Source organism: Flavobacteriaceae bacterium HL-DH10, from assembly GCA_031826515.1.
GTDB lineage: Bacteria > Bacteroidota > Bacteroidia > Flavobacteriales > Flavobacteriaceae > Thalassobellus > Thalassobellus suaedae.
Genome location: CP134536.1, coordinates 2,442,266 through 2,461,752 on the forward strand (window position 1 = coordinate 2,442,266; position 19,487 = coordinate 2,461,752).

A 19,487-nucleotide genomic window follows, 5' to 3' on the forward strand; every position below is an offset into this window, starting at 1 on the left:
ATGATGCGGAAAACGAAATTTCAGCAAAATTTTAAATTTTAATTAATTGTTTATTGGTTAAATTGATGGCTTCAAGCATATCTTGTGTGAATTTGTAATGCCCATGTGCTGTTATTAATCTAAAACGTGAGGATTTTAAATTACTAAGTGTGTTAAGAAATAACCATTTAGATTTTAATAGTTTAGGCTTTTCAGATTTTAAACTGATATCGAAATAATATTTTCTGCCATCTTTTATAGCGACAACATCTGGTGTAATGGATATGTCACTACCTGCTTTGGCGTAAGATTTAGGGGTTTCATAACCATCAATATCTGCTTTTATGTTTTCAAAACCATGGTTTTCTAAATAAGTAATAGAGTCCTCTAAAATGCCTGAATATTTTGCTTTGTCTTCTTGAATCATAACTTATAATATAATGAAAATGAGGTGAAAAGCAAATTTTTAACAAGGTTTAACGTTTACTAAATTTTATTTATTCAAAATCAAAAGCATCATTGTCTATTATAATCCGTTCACGTAATCTAATAATTTTTTGGTGCATTCTATTAAAAAATAGTGAACGGTCTTTTTCACCAGCATTAACTAATAATTTAGATATACTCATTTGCTTTTCAAAAAACTCAAACATGAGTTCACAAGTAGGTTGATGTTCAATTTTAAAATAACTAATTACAGTAAAAGGTGTGAAAAATACTTTTTTATATGGGGTTTTAACCATAATAGTATTACTCATGGTATGTATATCATTGATGTATAAATTATAAATGGCTTTATTTTTAGAACCAACTAAAGATTGTTGAATGGCTTGTTTTTCAACAAGACGGATTAAATCTTCAATATCATTGCATATTAATAAGGCAAGTTTTTTAGAAAGAGAACCAGATTCAAAATAATATAATACTTGTTGCAAAGTTCCATTAATTGTTGTGTTATTCCAGATTTCAGTAATGTTTATGTCTTTGTAAACCTGACCTAAGTTAAAAGCGCTTTCAAGTAATGATTCTGGGGTGTCTTTGATGAAATCATCAAAAGTAATTTTGTTTCTTGTCATTTCCTGATCTACATCCTTTAACCAAACATAGATTTTATAACGAGATAAAAATGAATCTTTAAGTGTATGAAATATTGGGATATCTTTTGCCGAATAAATTATAGAAGCATTTTTAAGTTTTGTTAATGGAAAAACACTATTGAAAGATTGTTTTAACCACATTTCTAAGCCTTCTTTATTGTGTATAGGTGGCGATAAATCTGCAAGTATGGTGGTTTGACTCCCAACTTCAAATAACTTATTTAATGAAATTTTATAGTGTTTAGCGAGTTTTACACTCTCATCTAATGATAGATTTGTTTTTAAATTAATTCTTCTGTAAGCTGCATCATAGCCTATATCTAAAACACTTGCTATTTCATCAACAAAAGAGGTGTTGTCTTTTGATTTAGCCTTTAAAAATTGAATAAATTGCTCTTGCATTTTTTTAAAAATTACAAGTAGGAATCTGGAAGATTTTGTGAAAATTAAGAAAAATAAATTATTTTTTAATCATTTTAAGCAAATGATTATCAATTAATGCAAAGTAATTTTGTTGTGTAACCACTTAATAATCATGGCAATGAAAACTCTATCACGATTAATACTTTTCTTTTCTATTGTTATATTCGTTTCTTGCGGCCCTACAAGAGTATATACAACAGGATCTTATGGTTCTTTAAAATCATATACTGAAAAACAACATTATATAGATAAGAAAACAACTGAGACTTACATTTCTGGTGATTTGAGTTTTGGAAAACATCCGCAAGAAGCAGCAACATTTAATGATAAAAAAACAATTGCCGCAATGAATGTTCATAGAAATACAACAGGAAGGCATTATAATTTTTATTATGGATTAGGTACTGCTTTTGGTACTTATGAATTTACTGAAGGATATCAAGGTCTTATTGAAAATGGAGAAAAGAGTACGTTTTTTACAGTGAATTTAAAATCGGGAATAAATTACACATATACACGTCCAAAAGTAGATTGGCGATTTATAGGTTTAGAGTTGGCTTATCTTAATGAGTCTGGAGTTTATCAAGATAAACTAACTAAATTAAGTTTAGTTGATGATGACGATTTATATGTTGCAAACCAAAAATCTATGTTCACTTATCAATTTTATTCAGAATACGTTTTTAAACTGTCTAATAGAGCAGCTTTTACTTTCGGTTTTTATGCTGGTGACTTGATTTACTTTAAGGATGCTGATATGTATGATGGTACAACGGGTTTTAATGGTTTTACTTTTGGGTTGAGGTTAAACAAATATACTTTTAGTGCCATTTTTGAAACGGCACAAGGTGACATTAAATCTACTAAAATAGGGCTTACCTATAAACTATAAATTAACTAATTATAATAATTTATAATATCATGAAGTCTCTAAAAAAAGAAATCAGAATTATGATTTTACTTACGGCTTTAATAACTAGCATTAGTGTTAATGCCCAGAGCGAAACAATAAAGTACAATATATACTTAAGGGTGTATAATTTGGAAGGAAAGAAAATAAGTAAAGGGGCACTTGTTTTTATTAACGACTCGCTTATAGAGTTAAAAAACAGTATCAAACAATCACGGGTAAGTTTTAATGATATTGGTTTTATAAGAACAAAAAAATCTGCGAGTAACAATGTTGTAATTGGTGCTGTATCTGGAGCTACTTTAGGTGCTGTGGTGGGAGTGTCAACAGCAGATCCTGACGATTGGATTTTTTCATATACAAAAGGAGAAGGGGCACTTGTTTTGGGAGGTATAGGAGCTTTGGGTGGCAGCGCTATTGGAGGAATAACGTCTCTTTTTAAAAAATCGAAAACTTATATTATTAATGGAGATGTTGAGAAATGGAGAATATTTAAAGAGAAGATAGTAAAAAGTAGATTTTATTAATATTAATGTCAAGAGTTATGAAAACAATAAAAAGACTATTGCAAAATGAAATCTTAATTTGGTGGTTCTTACCAATGTTATTATTTACATCTTGCTCGGGTTATGTTCCTGATTTTAGTGGTTTTGGAGATACAAGTGTTGGTGGCTTTGGTTTTGAGGAATGTGTACCTATAGCTTGTGAAATAGAAGATGTTACTAATTCTGGAACATGGTTTATTTCTTCATTTATTCATTTGAATATTGATGAAACCAAAAACTTTGAAGCTTACCATTTTATAATTAATTGGTTATTTATTTCAGCATTTAATCCAAAAGTAGAGCATGATAATTTTTTAGGAAACTGGAATATTGATTGGGAGCGAGGTAAGGAAGAATATTTTTTGGATGATTTATACGTCATAATAACTTTTAATTTTGATAATGAATTTAAGGACCTCAATGGTGTTTGGGATTTTAGTTCTTACTCAGAAAATAAAATTGAACTTTATTTAGTAAACAAGGAAACAGGTGATATAGATTATTTAACATTTAATAAGATATAATTAAGAAACGCATTATTTTATTTTTTATAATCATAATATTTATTTCTTGTACTCCTGAAGTACAAGAAAAAACAGATGGTTTAAAAATTTCTACACCGAGTTGAATACAAGGTACTTGGACTATAAAAGACGAAAAAATAGGGAAACGAGGTCTGAGGTTTACCAATTATGCTTTTTTATAATTGATGAAAACGGAAACGAAACCAATGCAATGTCAACTTATTTGATTTTAATTGGTCTGGATTATGATGTCAAGGTTGAAGAATATAATGGAACAAATACGTATGTCATTAAAGTGTATTCTAACTCAGGTACATGGTATAGCTTTACTAAGATTTCAAATCAAGAAATAAGTAGGGATGATGCATCATCACTTGGTAAAGCTGAAATTTATGTAAAAAGTAATTGAATTTATAAAACTGAAGATTATGAAAACACAAAATACATTAATCAAATTATTAATTGACATGTTTGTTTTTATTGCAGTTTGCTCAAGTAATATTTAGGCTTCCCCTGTTTAGAACTGTTTAAATTTTCTTTGGACTCTTTATAAATTGTTTTATGAAACTCCAACAATTTTCTAAAATCAAAAGATTATCCCCAATTTATATAATATCGTATCATTAATTGACTATTTTTTTTAAGTTATTAATGCTTACTTTTCATAATTTTCCACCTTATATATTAACAATTTCGAATAATGGAATGAGTTTTTGTATCTAGTATTTAAAAACAATATTATTTTGCAGTAAAAGAAATAGTTTCCTGCATATCATAAATTACATTTCATATAAAACGAATTATAACTTAGGTATGAATAAATTTAATAAAAAGTTATTAGTACTCTTGTGTGTATTCTTTTCTTCTTCGGCATTTAGCTTCTCACAAAATAAATTAGATCGAATATCTGTAAATGGAAGCAATTTTGTCATTGAAGATGGAAAGATAATTATTTTTAGAGGTCTAAATACTAGCGATCCTGATAAATTAGAAATACAAGGACATTGGGACAAATCATATTTTAAAGAAATTAAAAAATGGGGTGCCAATATTGTTCGTTTTCCAGTGCACCCAACAGCTTGGGCAAAGCGAGGGAAGGGAAATTATCTTAAGCTGCTAGATGAGGGTATAAAATGGGCTACTGAACTCGATTTATACGTCATTATAGATTGGCACAGTATTGGTAATTTACAAACAGAAATGTATCAGGACGATATGTATGACACCACTTTAAAACAAACCTATGACTTCTGGAGAACGATTGCTGTAAAATACGGAAAAAATACAACGGTGGCTTTTTATGAGTTATTTAACGAACCAACTACATATCACAATACTTTAGGTACAGCTACTTGGGAAGCATGGAAGAAAATAAATGAAGAAATAATAACTATTGTAAGAGCCAATGGAGGCGAAGGTATTCCCTTGGTTGCAGGGTTTAATTGGGCTTATGATTTAACACCTGTTATTGAAAACCCAATTGATGCAGAAGGGATTGCTTATGTGAGTCATCCTTATCCAGAAAAAAGAGAGAAGCCTTGGGAAAATCAATGGACAGCAGATTGGGGATTTGTTAAAGAGAAATACCCTTTAATACTTACCGAAATCGGATTTTGTGGACCTGAAGATATAGGCGCTCACCATCCTGTTATAAGTGATGAATCTTATGGAGATGCCATTACCAACTATGCTGATGAAAAAGAAATTTCTTATGTTATTTGGGTTTTCGATCCGCAGTGGGCTCCAAGATTGTTTGAGGATTGGGATTATACGCCTTCAAGACATGGAAAGTACTTTAAGAAAAAACTTCAAAGTTATAAATACAATTAATAAGCCTTTTTAAATTAAATATAGCAAAATGAACATCCATTTTATACCAATACTCATACTTTCATTATTATTTAATTTTAATGAAACAATGCCAAAAAAGTATCGTGCGGACAATAAAAATTTTCATTATAATGGAAGGTATGAGCTTATTGAAAATGGAGCTGCTTTAACATCACCTGGTGCAAATGTGTCCATTAATTTCTCTGGTGACTACTGTGAAGTGTATTTAAAAGCAGAAAGAGTTCCTTACAATTACGTTGCCTTTGAGTTGGATGGAGAATATTTAGGTAGAAAAAAAATTAGCGGTGATAATATAGCATCTTATATTATAGAAGTCACGTCAAAAGAAAAGAGGCATACTTTGAAAATTATTAAAGAATCTGAAGCAAGCAACGGATTCGTGCTATTTAATAGCATTAAGGTGGAAGAGGTTTTAAGTAGTAATAAAAAACCAAAGCATTTTATTGAGTTTATTGGAGATTCTATTACCTGCGGAGCGGTTGCTGATGACAGTGTAACACCCTGTGGTGAAGGAGAGTATTTTGACCACGAAAACGTATATTTTTCTTATGGCGCTGATGTAGCGAGAGCGTTAGATTCAGATTTTATGCTAAGTTCTGTATCTGGTATAGGAATGTATAGAAATTGGAACGATGAAAATATTGAAGAGCCTATTATGCCACAGGTTTATGAAAATTTATATCTTGATACTAACAATTCAAAAAAGTATAATTTTGAAAAAAAACCAGACCTCGTTAGTATCTGTTTAGGAACAAATGATTTATCAAATGGTGATGGCATAAAGCCTCGATTACCATTTAATGAAGAAACGTACGTAACCAATTATATAAATTTTGTAAAAAAGGTTTATAGTCATTATCCCAACACACAAATTGTTTTACTAAATAGTCCTATGGTAGTTGGAGAAAACAATACCCTATTGGTTTCATGCTTAAAGGACGTTCAGTCTTATTTTGCTGAAAACCATGAGAAATCCATTTTGTTATTTGAGTTTGATAAAGCATATGTAAATGGATGCTCATGGCACCCTAGTGTTGAAGAGCATAAGCAAATAGCCGAAAAACTAACACCTTTTTTTAAAAATATTTTACACAATAAATAATGAAATTTTTAAAAGTTATATGCCTTCTGCTAGTTGCAAACATATCATTTGCTAATGTGATATTACCTTCTGTTTTTTCAGATCACATGGTACTGCAACAAAATGATGAAGTAAAATTTTGGGGCTGGGCAAATCCTAATGAAGAGGTGGATATATCTCCATCTTGGACAAGTGAAAATTACAAAACAAAAGCAACTAATCAAGCGTATTGGGAGCTCACTATAAAGACCCCGAAATTTGGTGGGCCGTATACAATTTCTATAAAAGGCTATAATGAAGTTGTTTTAAAGGATGTTTTAATAGGAGAAGTTTGGCTTTGCTCTGGACAATCTAACATGGAAATGTCTGCAAGTTGGGGAATTGATAACAGTGAAGAAGAAATAGCGAAAGCTAATTATGATAACGTCCGTTTTTTTACCAGTCCTAAAATGGCTGCAAATTCAGAACAAAATAACATCATTTCTAGTTGGGAAATCTGTACTTCTGAAAGTATGAAATACGCAAGTGCAGCTGCTTATTTTTTTGCAAAAAGATTGCAAGAAACCATGAAAGATGTTCCCGTAGGATTAATGGTTTCGGCTTGGGGAGGAACTCCTATTGAAATTTGGACACCAGAAAATATTATTAAAAAAGATACCGCTTTACTCACAGCTGCTAACAAGTTAACACCTGTTTCTTATGGACCTATAAAACCTGGGAAAGCTTTTAATACCATGATCAATCCTTTAGTAGGCTATAAAATAGCTGGAGCTTTATGGTATCAAGGTGAATCTAATGTGGGTTCTGATGTTTATGATAAAAATTTAGAAGCATTAATTGCCTCTTGGAGAAATTTATGGGGATATAACTTTCCTTTTTATTTTGTACAAATTGCTCCGTACAATTATGGTGAGAATCATTTTGGAGGGGTCATTATTAGAGATGCACAACGCAAGGCTGATAACCAGATTAAGAATTCAGGAATGGTGGTGATTAGTGATGTTTCTCCAATTGATGATATTCATCCTAAAGATAAAAAAGCTGTAGGATTTAGATTAGCCAATTTAGCTTTAAAAAATCACTATCATTTAATTGATGATTTGGTGGAAAGTCCAAGTGTTTCAGAACTTAATTTTGATAAAAATAAAGCCGTTGTTTCTTTCAATTATGCTGAAGGTCTTTATTCCAAAGATAAAAAAGGATTGTTTGAGGTGGCAGGAGAAGATAAATTGTTTTATCCTGCAACAAGTAAGTTGAAAGATGACACTATTATTGTTTCATCAAAAAAAGTAAATGATATTAAATATCTAAGGTTTGCCTGGGGGAATAATACACAATCCAATCTGTTTAATAAAGCAAACTTACCTGCATCTAGTTTTACTACAGAAAATTAACAAGCCAACTAATATTATGGATTTACAAAAGTTGAATATCATTTTATCATTAACTCTTATGCCTTTTATAGCATGTCAAGCTCAAAAAACATTTCAAATGAAAAACAAAAACACCTTTGAACAAAAAATTAAAGTTCTTTTAAAACAAATGACCATTGAAGAAAAAGTAGGTCAAATGAATCAATACAATGGGTTTTGGGATGTTACAGGACCTGCTCCAGAAGGAGGGAGTGCCGAGAAAAAATATGAGCATTTAAGAAAAGGTTGGGTGGGCTCAATGTTAACAGTAAGAGGTGTCGAGCAAGTAAGAGCTGTTCAAAAAATAGCTGTTGAAGAAACACGATTAGGTATTCCGTTAATCATTGGTTTTGATGTAATTCACGGGTATAAAACGTTAAGTCCAATTCCTTTAGCTGAAGCTGCAAGTTGGGATTTAAATGCGATTAAAAAATCTGCTGAAACGGCTGCTGCAGAAGCTTCAGCATCTGGAATTAACTGGACATTTGGGCCTATGGTGGATATTTCTAGAGATGCTCGTTGGGGGCGTTCCATGGAAGGGGCTGGTGAAGATCCATTTTTAGGAAGTAAAATAGCAGTGGCAAGAGTACAAGGTTTTCAAGGAGATGATTTGTCATCACCTACCACCATTGCTGCTTGTGCCAAGCATTTTGCTGCTTATGGATTTTCGGAATCGGGAAAAGAATACAATACGGTTGATATAGGAACTTCAACCTTACATAATATTGTTTTGCCTCCTTTTAAAGCAGCAGTAGATGCGGGGGTTCGAACTTTAATGAATTCTTTTAATGAGTTAAATGGTGTTCCTGCTACTGGAAACGTTTATTTACAAAGAGATATTTTAAAAGGAAAATGGGGATTCAATGGTTTTGTAATTTCTGATTGGGCTTCTTTGAATGAAATGATTACATGGGGACACGCAAAAAACAAAAGAGAAGCAGCAAGGCTCGCTGCGCTAGCGGGTTCTGATATGGACATGGAAGGATATGTTTATATTGAGGAATTAGCTCAGTTGGTAAAAGATGGCGTGATTCAAGAGGCTATTTTAGATGATGCGGTTAGTAGAATTTTAAGAGTGAAATTTGAATTAGGTCTCTTTGATGATCCATATAAATATTGTGACGAAAAAAGAGAAAAGGAAACCGTAGGAAGCAAAAAAGCACATGAAGCGGTGTTGGACATGGCTAAAAAATCTATAGTGCTTTTAAAAAATCAAAATAAGATACTTCCATTAAAAAAAGAAGGTCAAAAAATAGCTTTGATTGGTGCCTTGGCTAGTGATAAAAATAGTCCTTTAGGGAGTTGGAGAATTGCTGCTGAAAATAACACAGCAGTATCGGTTTTGGAGGGGATGCAACAATACAAAGGAAATGAATTGTTGTTTGAAAAAGGATCAGAGTTTTTTATTGGAGATTCTAATTTTTTACAAGAGGTGAAAATTAATACTTCCAATAAATCAGGGGTTAAAGAAGCGGTTGCAACTGCCAAAAAAGCAGATGTGGTTGTGATGGTTTTAGGAGAAAACGGTTTTCAGTCTGGAGAGGGGCGTAGTAGGACAGAGTTAGATTTACCAGCAATACAGCAAGAGTTATTAGAAGAGGTTTATAAAGTAAATCCTAATATTGTTTTGGTGCTAAACAGCGGTAGGCCTTTGTCTATCAATTGGGCAGATAAACACATTCCTGCTATTGTAGAAGCTTGGCATTTGGGTACGGAAACAGGAAATGCTGTGGCTCAAGTGTTATACGGAGACTACAATCCAAGTGGAAAACTACCCATGACGTTTCCAAGAAATGTAGGACAAGTACCTATTTATTACAATTATAAAAATACAGGTAGACCAACCAATAAAGATAATAATGTTTTTTGGTCTCATTATTCAGATGTAGAAAAAACACCATTATATCCTTTTGGGCATGGATTAAGCTACACAACTTTTGAATACAGTGATGTAATACTAAACGGAACTTCTTTTAAAATAGGAGATGATGTTGATGTTTCTGTGACTTTAAAAAATACAGGGAAAGTAACAGGAAAAGAAGTGGTGCAATTGTATATTAGAGATTTATATGCAAGCGTTACCCGACCTGTTAAAGAATTAAAAGGATTTGAATTGGTTAAATTAAAAGCTGGTGAATCAAAAACAATTCATTTCACCTTAAACAAAGAAACCTTAGGGTTCTACGATAATGATGGAACATATGTTGTAGAACCAGGAGATTTTAAAGTATTTATTGGTGGAAGCTCTATAACAACTCTTGAAACAGACTTTAAATTAGTAGATTAGCGAGTAAACCTCACATGGTTAAAAAAAGAGGCTTTAGCTCTACAAATTTTGTAGAGCTTTTTTAGTTTTTAAAAATAATCATTAAGATTATTTATTCAGGTTATTTAGTGTTTCATTTGCCTGTTTAATGATTTGTAAAGTTGAAACATCCGAAGCAAATACCGAGTTTAATCCTTGAGGTTCTTGTGGAGGATCGGCAGTAAAATCATCGCCATGTTGCCATTTTCCGTTGTTATTTTTAGGATTGGTTTTAGCAAACCCTGCAAATCCCCAGAAATTTGCCCCAGCAAGCACGCCTTGATTTTTATAGCTCTCTATAACTTTGTTAAAAACAGATTTATAATAATTGTCCCTGTTTTCAACTGAAGCTTTTGGCGATAAGCTTTCTTTTTCACGAGGAAATCCAAATTCAGACATCACAAGAGGCTTATTGAACTCTTTAGCTACCTCCATATGTTCATCGATGTCTTGGTATGTTTTTTCTATGGATTCTTCTGTTGATTGTGCTTCATTATTAATATCATACCAACTCCAGTTTTTTGGCCAAATATGCAGCGTTAAGTAATCAATATTTTTATTAGCATGTAGTCTTTTATACATGTCTATGTCTTCTAAAAACCCATGTTTTCCTTCTGTTCCAGTGGATGTTAAATGATTGGTATCTAATGTTTTAATTAAATTAACCGTTTCATTTAACCAACTTGCAAACGATTTTTCATGTTCAGGTGTCATTAATACACGAGGCTCATTGGCAACTTGCCAAGACATCACCGTATTATCTTCAGTGTATTTTATTCCTGAATATTTATTTGTTCTTCCAATAATAAATCTCAAATGATTGTAATAGGCTTCTTTACAGGGTTTGCAACTATGAAACTGCTTAGTATAGTTCATATACTCATCCCAAGTATATTGTTCCAAAAAGGGGTTTGGTACTTCGCCGTAACCATTCCATTTTAGGTATTCAGACATCCCTCCAGACCATATCCAGTTATTGTTTAAATACAAAACAGCATACATATTCCGCTTTCGCATTTCCGCCATTAAAAAATCCAATCCATCAAGAAGGTTTTTATTGTATTTCCCTTGTTCATATTGTAATGCCGGATATACTTTAGAATCTCCACCATCTCCTTCTGCTCCAACTAAAATGCGTAGGTTGTCAATACCTAGGTCTTTCATAAGATCCAATTCTTTAATTAACCGATCTCTATCACCTATATTTTTAGCTGCTATTAATGGGCCGTACCAATAATTTGCACCAACAAAATAATAGGGTTTTCCTTCTTTAATAAACTGGGAATCCTTTACTGTGATTTGTTTAATATCTACCATCCTTACGGATTTTCTGTATTTAGCACTTTTACATGCTGAAAAAAGTACTATTGTTAAAACAAGTAAAAAAGGTTTATTGATTTTCATTATAATTTTAGATTTAGTTTGGTAATGCATACATGTTAGGTAACTTATTTTGTAACACCGATTTTGGTTTGTTAGCAAAGGCGATAAAATCGGCAGTATCTGGTAACCCTGGAGCTGGTGTGCAATAAGTGTCTTTTGAGTTATACCAAAACATCATATAACCAATTTCAGTATTATTTACTGTTATGGCATTATATAAGTTTGTTGAATAAAAGTTTGGAATAGGACTGTTTGAGCCAGGCGTTACAAAATATCCCGTTTCAGTTAATGCTGCTATTTTAACCTTTTCTATCGCTAAATGTGAAATAATTTGAAGTTTGTTGTTAGCATTGTCAACCCCTGTCTGTCCTTGATTATTTAAATCACCGTAGTTGTCCATTCCTATAATATCTACATAGTTATCGCCTGGATACCTTTCTAAATATTCAGAAGCTGAAATAAAACTATTATCTGGGGAAAAAGCAAAAAGGATATTGTTTACATTTAAAGTGTCTCTTAAATAGTCAACCGTAAATTGCCAAAGCGCAATAAATTGTTGGGGCGTACAGTAGGAAGCCCCCCACCAAAACCAGTCGCCATCAAATTCATGGAATGGTCTGAATATAAATGGCACTAATTTTCCATCAGCACCTACCATTCTTTTGGCAACCTCAGCAACTTTTTCAATTTTTTGTTTGTAATACTCATGGTTTTCACCTTTTGGTAAAATACTTTTAAAGGCATTGTTTTTTTGAAAATCTGTCATTTCAGAAGTATAAAAACTAACACCCTCATAAGGCTCTCTTAAATGCCAACTAAAGGCGTTTACCATGCCTTTGTTATAGGCTTCAACGGCATCTGCTTTAATACGTTGTTCTTGTTGATAGAACCAATTTGTTGGTGTGCCATCGTTAAGATCGTCTGTTATAAACAAAAAATCTGACCCTAATAATCCGGGGTCACTCCCAGTGGTTTTCTTAATGTCTGAATCTCCTATGGCATCATTATATAAATTATGAAAAGCATTATGCTGTCCTACTATAAAGTTCGATTTGGATAATATTTTAAGATTATAAAACAGAGCGGCTGTTTCTGTTGTAGCGTTTGGATTTACCATGTATAATCGAGTATCTTCTGGCTGTAAAACAAAAGCATTCTCTGGAGTTGAAGGATCTATAATTTCAGGTTCTTCAGGAAATTCATCTTTAGAACATCCTATTGCTAAAAATGCTAAAAGAAGCCATATAAAAACAGGGAGCTTAACTAATATAAATTTATATAAATTATTCATAATTCCCTATGCCTAATTGCTAGTTTAAGTTACTTGTTTAAAAGAATACACGCCCTAGATGTGTGGTAGGGTGCTTTCCACATACTTACTTTATCTTCTTGCGTGTAAACAGTTCCATTTTTATCAACTCTAAAAAACCATTCTCCGTGCTCATGATCTAAGAGGTGATTTTTAATATAATCCCATATTTTAAGAGAAGCTGTTATATATTGATCATTAGTTTCTAAACTATGAGCATATTTCAAGCCAATAAGAGCTTCTACTTGTGGCCACCAATGCTTATCTGTATCTATATGGTTTGTGTTTCTGTTTTTTTCATTTAGAACAGCACCTGTTTCATCTATGGCTTCTTGTAAAAAAGTATTAGCTACTTTTAATGCTATTTCATTCGCTTTGGATAATAAAAAATCATTATTCAAGGTTTTAGCTGCTTCAATAACCAACCATGCTGTTTCAATATCATGACCAAAAGACACGGTGTCGCTTAATAAATGCCACGTATCATCAAAGAATAAATCGTAATGATTTTTATTATTCAAGAATTTTTCAAAAAATAAATCAACAAGTGTTTTTAAAGAGCTTCTTAATTGATTGTTATCATGAATTTTAAGTAAGGTTGTATAGGCTTCTAAAACATGTAAATGTGTATTCATGGTTTTAGAAGCATTCATGTCTTTATCACTTAATCGCATATCTTCTATCGGACTCCAATCTTCATGGAAAGCCTCAAAATAGCCGCTATTCAAATCATCTTTGGCATGTTCTTCAATCAGTTCAAATAGTTCTATAGCCCAATTTTTAGCAGCTTCATTTTTAGTAAATAGGTAATATTCAGATAAAGCATAAATGGTAAACGCTTGGGCGTAAATTTGCTTTCGTTTATTTAAAGGATTGCCTTTATAATCAAGTTCCCAAAAAACTCCTTGGTGCATTACATCATTAAAAAAAGTCTTCAAATATTTAAATGCTCTATCACAAATAATACGATATTCATCGGTTTTTAAATGATTAGAAGCGGCCGAAAACGACCAAAGAATCCGTGTATTTAAAATAATACCCTTAGGCGCTTCTGAAACTACGTTATTATAATGATCTATTTTGCCTACAAAACCACCGTGTTCTTGGTCTAATGTGTTATTCGTCCAATAACTTAATATGTTTTTTAATTCAGAATTAAGTTCAGATTTAAGTTGGTCGTAGGTATCCATGATTAATACAAACCTTTATTTTTTTCTATTAGATTTAAAATAGTTTCTACAGAACCTGCAGATGTAAATTTATCTTCGGGCGTATTCATACAATAATCAATTAATTTTTCTATAGTTGATGTAGCCACATGCATTCTGGTGTCGCAAGATGCATAATAAATATATACAGTACCGTCATCGTCCGCTATCCAACCATTTGAAAATAATACGTTAGATACGTCCCCTATGCGTTCTTCATTTTCGGGAGCCATAAAATATCCCGCTGGATGGTGAATCACTTTTGAAATATCATTCAAATCCGTCATAAACATATATAACGTATAGCGTAATCCAGCAGCCGTATTTCTTACACCATGGGCTAGGTGCAACCAACCTTTATCGGTTTTAATGGGTGCAGGTCCTAAGCCATTTTTAAGTTCATAAATAGTGTGATATACTTTATTATTGATTATTCTTTCGTCTTTAACGACAGGATTCATCATGTCGTCAATATATCCTAATCCGATGCCACCACCTTTTCCAACATCAATAAATCCTTGTTGGGGTCTTGTATAAACCGCGTATTTACCATTAATAAATTCTGGGTGAAGCACCACATTGCGTTGTTGTCCTGTGTTTGAAATTAAATCTGGTAGTCGTTCCCAATTAATCAAATCTTTTGTTCTTACTATACCAGCATTTGCAATAGCGCTACTTGTATCTTCTGGTGGCACATTTGGATCTTTACGTTCGGTGCAGAAAACACCGTAAATCCAACCATCTTCATGTTCTATTAGCCGCATGTCGTAAACATTAGTGTCCGGATTTCCTTCAATTTGAGGAATTACACACGGTTTTTCCCAAAATTCAAAGTTATCAATACCATTAGGACTTTCGGCCATTGAAAAAAACGATTTTCTATCGATACCTTCCGTACGAAGGCATAAAACATATTTACCGTGCCACTTTATAGCACCTGAATTCATGACCGCATTAAATCCTATTCTTTCTAAAACATTGGGGTTTGTTTTAGGATTTAAATCATATCTCCAATGGATTGGAATGTGCTCAGCGGTTACAATCGGGTTTTTATATCTATTATAAATGCCATTTGATTTAGAAATAGGCTCATTTATTTTACTAATTAATTTTTGATAAGCCTCCTTCACATCTTCTATATGGTTTGTTATCTTGTACAATGTATTATTATTTAAAAGTTATTAATTTAATTTTTCTTCTAGTGTGTTCCACCAATATTTTTTCAACAGGAATAGGCAAACAACTAAAACTGCTAAGGAAATATATAGAGGTGTGTTTTGTCTAAATATGAGATACATAGGACTAATTACTAAAGCTGTTTGTGCAATAATGCCAATAACAACATTGAACATATCTCTTCCAAAATCTGAATTCTTTTTAAAACTTGGATCTTCAGCTTTTAATTTTCCATAAATAGGTGACCAAAAACCCCAAGGTTTAACATTTTTATAAAAGGTCTTTAAAACAGCTTCCTCGGTTGGAGGCGCTGAATAAGTCCCTAAAATGGAACCAATAAGTGACACTACCAGTAAAACAGGAAATAGATATAAGCCTAAAACATCTGGAAATAACTCAGGCACAATAGCAGCTGCCAATAGTCCTGATGCCATTCCCCAAAAGAATCCTTCACCATTAAAGCGCCACCAGTGCCATTTTAAAATATTGGCACAGACATAACTACCATATAAAACAGAAACAATCCACTGTAATACAGAATTTACATCTTTAGCAAATAAACCTATTATAATGCTTATAAATACCACAATAATACCAGTTGCATAATTCATGTTTTTTATTTGAGTTGCACTCGCCTGTGGATTTTTATATTTTAAATAAATATCATTTACTAAATAAGCTTGTGCGGCATTTAAAGTTCCAGCAAAAGTTGACATAAATGCAGCAATTAAGCCAGCCAATAAAAGTCCTAATAAGCCAATTGGAACAAATTCTCTTATTGCGGTAGGTAGGATTAATTCAAAGTCAATGTCTCCAGAGACTGTTAATAAATCTAATCTTTCATAATAAACTAAGGCTAAAGCAGCAAACCCAGCAATCATTAAATAGCGAATAGGCATTAAGATTACAGAGACAAATCCACTCATTTTTGATGCTTCAGATGCTGATTTTGTGGAGAGTATTTTTTGCATATCGTAAGTAGGTGCAGGACCAGCAACACTAACTAAAACACCTTTAAAAACCATCATCATAAAGAAAATAGTAAATAAATTAAAACCATCTTCTTTAATTTTTTGATTAACTTCTGGGATAATAGAACTCCAATCCATATTTAATTGCCAATCGAAAAACGGACTTAACCAACCTTCTGGGACAATAAGCGTGTTTTCACCAATGGCAACAAATCCTAAATAACCAATTACCAATGCGGCAATAGTCATAATAGCAAATTGAACAACGTCTGCCCAAACAATGCCAGACATACCGCCAAGAAGTGAATAAAATACTGCAAAAAGTGTAAAAATGATGCCGTAAAAATGAGGAACAAACTCGGGTGTTACCGAAAAAGGAATGTAGTTGCTTACCACCTCCCAAGGAATAAAGATCTCTATAAATTTGCCTAAGCCTATAAACCCATAAGCTAAATAACCTAAACACATAATTAAAGCAAAAACCACAACAATTATATGCGACAGCTTAGCGCCTTTTTTATATCCAAATCGAGTGCCTATCCATTCTGCCCCTGTCGTAGCATTAGAACGTCTTAGCCATTTTGATAAGTAAACCATTAAAAATATCTGATTAAAAACTGGCCATAACCAAGGAATCCAAGCGCTTTTTATGCCATAAACAAACATGATGGTAACGAGCCAAATGGTACCCGAAATATCAAACATTCCAGACGCATTAGAAAGACCAAGTAAATACCAAGGAATCGATTTCCCTCCTAATAAATAATCATCTTTACTGCGTTGAGCTCTTTTTCTAAGGACTAAACCTATGACAATAATGGTGACTAAATAAGCGGCTATGATTAATATATCTGCGGTGTGAAGTAATTTCATAAAATAAACTTAGTTTATAATTTTAGTCTATTAATGTCTTTTAAAAATAATGCTTTTGGTTCTTTTGCGAAGATTTTAAAATCTGCTTCACTTTTATGACCTTTGTTCGGCATGTACTGCTCGCCTTCATTGCCATTCCTCCAAAATAGAATCCAAGAAATTCCAGAATTTTCAATGTTTGGATATAACACCTTAGTAAACCAATTTTGGTCTGGGACTAATTCTTGAATAAACCAATTTACCCCTGCAGATTTATTGACCCCCGTTTCAGTAAGTGCATATAGCTTACTTTTTTCGGTTGCTATGTTTTTTACAATTTTTAGATCATTTGCAATAGCGTTTGAGAATTCAACAGAATTCTGAAAATCATAGATATCGATACCTAAAATATCTACAAAAGTATCTCCAGGATAATAATCCATGTAATTATCGTTCGGATTTAATTTATTGGGAGCATATACATATATTAAATTATGAACATGATACTTATCCCTTAGTGAATAAATCGTATTTCGCCATAATTGCAGATACTCCAAGGAATTACAATTAGGGTTTCCCCACCAAAACCAGTCACCATTCATTTCATGATGAGGTCTAAATATTATGGGTATAGCTTTTCCTTTATATCTAATAGATTTTAGGAAAACTGCTACCTTGCTTAACCATGACTCGTATTTTTTTACAAGCTTGCCGTCTCCTATAATCTCTTGTACTGCAGTAGTTCTATCCCAAGAATCACCATTGGTTTTTGGATTATCGGCATGCCAACTTACCGTTATTATACCTCCTTTACTATAAGCATCAATCATTAATGCTCTCATGGTATCAAAAGGAACACCATCAAGATTATTGGTTTTCCCTTTTTCTATGCCTCCTATATCAAATCCATAAACGGCAGGAAAATCATCTAGTATATCATTCACATCACTTTTAATCATGTTTGGAAAATCTGATTGCTTCCAACCAATTCCATATGCAGTGGCATCTTGGTGACCAATAGCAAATCCTTCTTTTGAAAGATAGAATAACTTTTTGTGAAGAATTTTAACTTGTTTTGACGCTTTCGTATCAACCAATTGTGGTTTTTTATAAACCGTATTGTAAAAAGGTTTACAGGAATTGAAAATAGCAATAAATCCCATTATTAAAATTTTAATTAAACACTTTTTAAAATTATATGTTTTGTAAGTTCTATGCATTAATTGACTATTTTTTGATAATTTTATGCCAAAATAAATATATAATATATAATTTTGGTGTCGCTATTTTATGAAATTCAAAATTAACAATTATATAAAGTACATCTATAATATTATTTTATCAATATGATAAAATATAATGACACCTAAAATGGATATTTTAAAGAAAGTACACAGAGAAATTACACCTTTATCTCCTGAAGATAGTTTTTTAGTTTTCGACAGAGTTAAGGAAGAGTTTGATTTTCCCATACATTTCCATCCTGAATATGAACTAAATTTCATTAGCAATGGCAAGGGGGTTAATAGAGTTGTTGGCGATAGTATTGAGGAGATTGACAATATAGAACTGGTTTTGGTGGGGCCAAATTTGTACCATGGCTGGCTAACCCATAATTGTAAAAGCAGAGAAATACGTGAAATCACTATTCAATTTCATGGTGATTTGTTCAATGATGAGTTTTTGTCTAGAAAGATAATGAAACCAATTAAAGACATGTTTGACAGATCTATACACGGCATTTTATTTTCGAAAAAAGTGAGTGCCGAGATATTTGAACGAATTGCTCAAGTGTCTAAATTAGATAGTATGGACTACTTTTTAGAATTGATTTCTATACTATATGATCTAGCCAATTCAAGAAATCAAAGACTTCTTTCTAGTTATACTACAAATCGAGATAGTTTTGAAAATAGTGATAAAATCAAAAGGATTTATGAATATGTTCAAGAAAATTATGATAAAAAAATAACACTTGCTGAAGCTTCAGAATTGGTAAATATGAGCCAAGTATCTTTTAATCGGTTTATGAAAAAAAGAACGGGCAAAACTTTTGTTGATTATGTTAATGATGTTAGAATTGGCTATGCTGCCATAAGAATAATTGAAAAGGATGTAAGTATATCTGAAATCGCATTTAACTGTGGGTTTAATAATATAGCCAATTTTAATAGGGTATTTAAAAAGTCTAAAAAATGTACTCCAAGCCAATATAAAAATGACTTTTCTGGTATTAAAAGAATACTATAGTCTATTTAAATTACATACCATAATTATTTCTAGATACCCTTTTTTAAAAGGGTATTTGTTTATTTATCAATTATTTTTTAACCAAATTTGATTAAAAAAGTTAAACGAGTATGTCTTTGTCGAATAAATTTTATTAGTAAATGACAAAATAATATTAACGTTAACTTAACATTTAATTTAATTTTGAAATTAATAATAAACCAAGTGATTA

17 protein-coding genes are annotated in these 19,487 nt (G+C 32.0%); 9 read left to right on the forward strand and 8 right to left on the reverse strand.

Annotation, left to right across the window (positions count from 1 at the left end; all coding sequences use genetic code 11):
- Window positions 1-31: 31 nt before the first annotated feature.
- Both RHP49_10390 and RHP49_10395 read right to left on the reverse strand, forming a co-directional pair.
- The gene (locus RHP49_10390; protein WNH11318.1) at window positions 32-406 is read right to left on the reverse strand and encodes a hypothetical protein; all 375 of its coding nucleotides are present in this window, start codon (window positions 404-406) and stop codon (window positions 32-34) included.
- A 70-nt stretch (window positions 407-476) separates the two neighbouring features.
- Window positions 477-1,478: a hypothetical protein gene (locus tag RHP49_10395; GenBank protein WNH11319.1), complete on the reverse strand. Its 1,002-nt coding sequence runs from the start codon at window positions 1,476-1,478 to the stop codon at window positions 477-479.
- A 139-nt stretch (window positions 1,479-1,617) separates the two neighbouring features.
- On the opposite strand from RHP49_10395, the gene RHP49_10400 reads away from it, so the two are divergent.
- From RHP49_10400 to bglX, 8 genes are all read left to right on the forward strand, one after another.
- Complete coding sequence (locus RHP49_10400) at window positions 1,618-2,391, forward strand: hypothetical protein (GenBank protein WNH11320.1); 774 nt, start codon at window positions 1,618-1,620, stop codon at window positions 2,389-2,391.
- Between the two features lie 29 nt (window positions 2,392-2,420).
- A complete protein-coding gene (locus tag RHP49_10405; GenBank protein WNH11321.1) occupies window positions 2,421-2,936 on the forward strand; it encodes a hypothetical protein in 516 nt (171 codons plus the stop codon).
- A gap of 17 nt (window positions 2,937-2,953) precedes the next feature.
- Entirely contained in the window at window positions 2,954-3,478 is a 525-nt protein-coding gene (locus RHP49_10410; protein ID WNH11322.1) for a hypothetical protein, read from the forward strand.
- Between the two features lie 115 nt (window positions 3,479-3,593).
- Window positions 3,594-3,887 carry a hypothetical protein gene (locus RHP49_10415; GenBank protein ID WNH11323.1) on the forward strand — a complete coding sequence of 98 codons (294 nt, stop codon included), beginning with the start codon at window positions 3,594-3,596 and terminating at the stop codon, window positions 3,885-3,887.
- Window positions 3,888-4,291: 404 nt separating this feature from the next.
- Window positions 4,292-5,308, forward strand: coding sequence for a glycoside hydrolase family 5 protein (locus tag RHP49_10420; protein ID WNH11324.1), 1,017 nt, complete (start codon window positions 4,292-4,294; stop codon window positions 5,306-5,308).
- Window positions 5,309-5,336: 28 nt separating this feature from the next.
- Complete coding sequence (locus RHP49_10425) at window positions 5,337-6,431, forward strand: GDSL-type esterase/lipase family protein (protein WNH11325.1); 1,095 nt, start codon at window positions 5,337-5,339, stop codon at window positions 6,429-6,431.
- Entirely contained in the window at window positions 6,431-7,804 is a 1,374-nt protein-coding gene (locus RHP49_10430) for a sialate O-acetylesterase (protein ID WNH11326.1), read from the forward strand. Before RHP49_10425 ends, RHP49_10430 begins: the two co-directional genes overlap by 1 nt.
- 16 nt (window positions 7,805-7,820) lie before the next feature.
- Window positions 7,821-10,109 carry a beta-glucosidase BglX gene (gene bglX, locus RHP49_10435; GenBank protein ID WNH11327.1) on the forward strand — a complete coding sequence of 763 codons (2,289 nt, stop codon included), beginning with the start codon at window positions 7,821-7,823 and terminating at the stop codon, window positions 10,107-10,109.
- Window positions 10,110-10,196: 87 nt separating this feature from the next.
- On the opposite strand, the gene RHP49_10440 is transcribed toward bglX, so the two are convergent.
- Genes RHP49_10440 through RHP49_10465 form a run of 6 tightly spaced genes read right to left on the reverse strand, consistent with a single transcriptional unit; the run spans window position 10,197 to window position 18,189 of the window.
- The gene (locus tag RHP49_10440) at window positions 10,197-11,531 is read right to left on the reverse strand and encodes a beta-mannanase (GenBank protein ID WNH11328.1); all 1,335 of its coding nucleotides are present in this window, start codon (window positions 11,529-11,531) and stop codon (window positions 10,197-10,199) included.
- Between the two features lie 13 nt (window positions 11,532-11,544).
- The gene (locus RHP49_10445; GenBank protein WNH11329.1) at window positions 11,545-12,801 is read right to left on the reverse strand and encodes a glycosyl hydrolase; all 1,257 of its coding nucleotides are present in this window, start codon (window positions 12,799-12,801) and stop codon (window positions 11,545-11,547) included.
- 29 nt (window positions 12,802-12,830) lie between these two features.
- The gene (locus RHP49_10450; GenBank protein WNH11330.1) at window positions 12,831-14,009 is read right to left on the reverse strand and encodes an AGE family epimerase/isomerase; all 1,179 of its coding nucleotides are present in this window, start codon (window positions 14,007-14,009) and stop codon (window positions 12,831-12,833) included.
- Window positions 14,010-14,011: 2 nt separating this feature from the next.
- Window positions 14,012-15,187, reverse strand: a complete 1,176-nt coding sequence (locus RHP49_10455; protein ID WNH11331.1) for a glycosidase — start codon at window positions 15,185-15,187, stop codon at window positions 14,012-14,014.
- A 21-nt stretch (window positions 15,188-15,208) separates the two neighbouring features.
- Entirely contained in the window at window positions 15,209-17,047 is a 1,839-nt protein-coding gene (locus RHP49_10460; GenBank protein ID WNH11332.1) for a sodium:solute symporter family protein, read from the reverse strand.
- Between the two features lie 14 nt (window positions 17,048-17,061).
- Complete coding sequence (locus tag RHP49_10465; protein ID WNH11333.1) at window positions 17,062-18,189, reverse strand: glycosyl hydrolase; 1,128 nt, start codon at window positions 18,187-18,189, stop codon at window positions 17,062-17,064.
- A 196-nt stretch (window positions 18,190-18,385) separates the two neighbouring features.
- Here RHP49_10465 and RHP49_10470 point away from each other — a divergent pair, with 196 nt between their 5' ends.
- Window positions 18,386-19,276 carry an AraC family transcriptional regulator gene (locus RHP49_10470; GenBank protein ID WNH11334.1) on the forward strand — a complete coding sequence of 297 codons (891 nt, stop codon included), beginning with the start codon at window positions 18,386-18,388 and terminating at the stop codon, window positions 19,274-19,276.
- The last annotated feature ends 211 nt before the right edge of the window (window positions 19,277-19,487 follow it).

Coding starts and splice junctions, on each gene's coding strand:
- RHP49_10440 (WNH11328.1), bottom strand. CDS start 11,531: ATGAAAATCAATAAACCTTTTTTACTTGTTTTAACAATAGTACTTTTT.
- RHP49_10420 (WNH11324.1), top strand. CDS start 4,292: ATGAATAAATTTAATAAAAAGTTATTAGTACTCTTGTGTGTATTCTTT.
- RHP49_10450 (WNH11330.1), bottom strand. CDS start 14,009: ATGGATACCTACGACCAACTTAAATCTGAACTTAATTCTGAATTAAAA.
- RHP49_10460 (WNH11332.1), bottom strand. CDS start 17,047: ATGAAATTACTTCACACCGCAGATATATTAATCATAGCCGCTTATTTA.
- RHP49_10445 (WNH11329.1), bottom strand. CDS start 12,801: ATGAATAATTTATATAAATTTATATTAGTTAAGCTCCCTGTTTTTATA.
- RHP49_10405 (WNH11321.1), top strand. CDS start 2,421: ATGAAGTCTCTAAAAAAAGAAATCAGAATTATGATTTTACTTACGGCT.
- RHP49_10395 (WNH11319.1), bottom strand. CDS start 1,478: ATGCAAGAGCAATTTATTCAATTTTTAAAGGCTAAATCAAAAGACAAC.
- RHP49_10400 (WNH11320.1), top strand. CDS start 1,618: ATGAAAACTCTATCACGATTAATACTTTTCTTTTCTATTGTTATATTC.
- RHP49_10390 (WNH11318.1), bottom strand. CDS start 406: ATGATTCAAGAAGACAAAGCAAAATATTCAGGCATTTTAGAGGACTCT.
- RHP49_10425 (WNH11325.1), top strand. CDS start 5,337: ATGAACATCCATTTTATACCAATACTCATACTTTCATTATTATTTAAT.
- RHP49_10410 (WNH11322.1), top strand. CDS start 2,954: ATGAAAACAATAAAAAGACTATTGCAAAATGAAATCTTAATTTGGTGG.
- RHP49_10470 (WNH11334.1), top strand. CDS start 18,386: ATGACACCTAAAATGGATATTTTAAAGAAAGTACACAGAGAAATTACA.
- RHP49_10465 (WNH11333.1), bottom strand. CDS start 18,189: ATGGGATTTATTGCTATTTTCAATTCCTGTAAACCTTTTTACAATACG.
- bglX (WNH11327.1), top strand. CDS start 7,821: ATGGATTTACAAAAGTTGAATATCATTTTATCATTAACTCTTATGCCT.
- RHP49_10430 (WNH11326.1), top strand. CDS start 6,431: ATGAAATTTTTAAAAGTTATATGCCTTCTGCTAGTTGCAAACATATCA.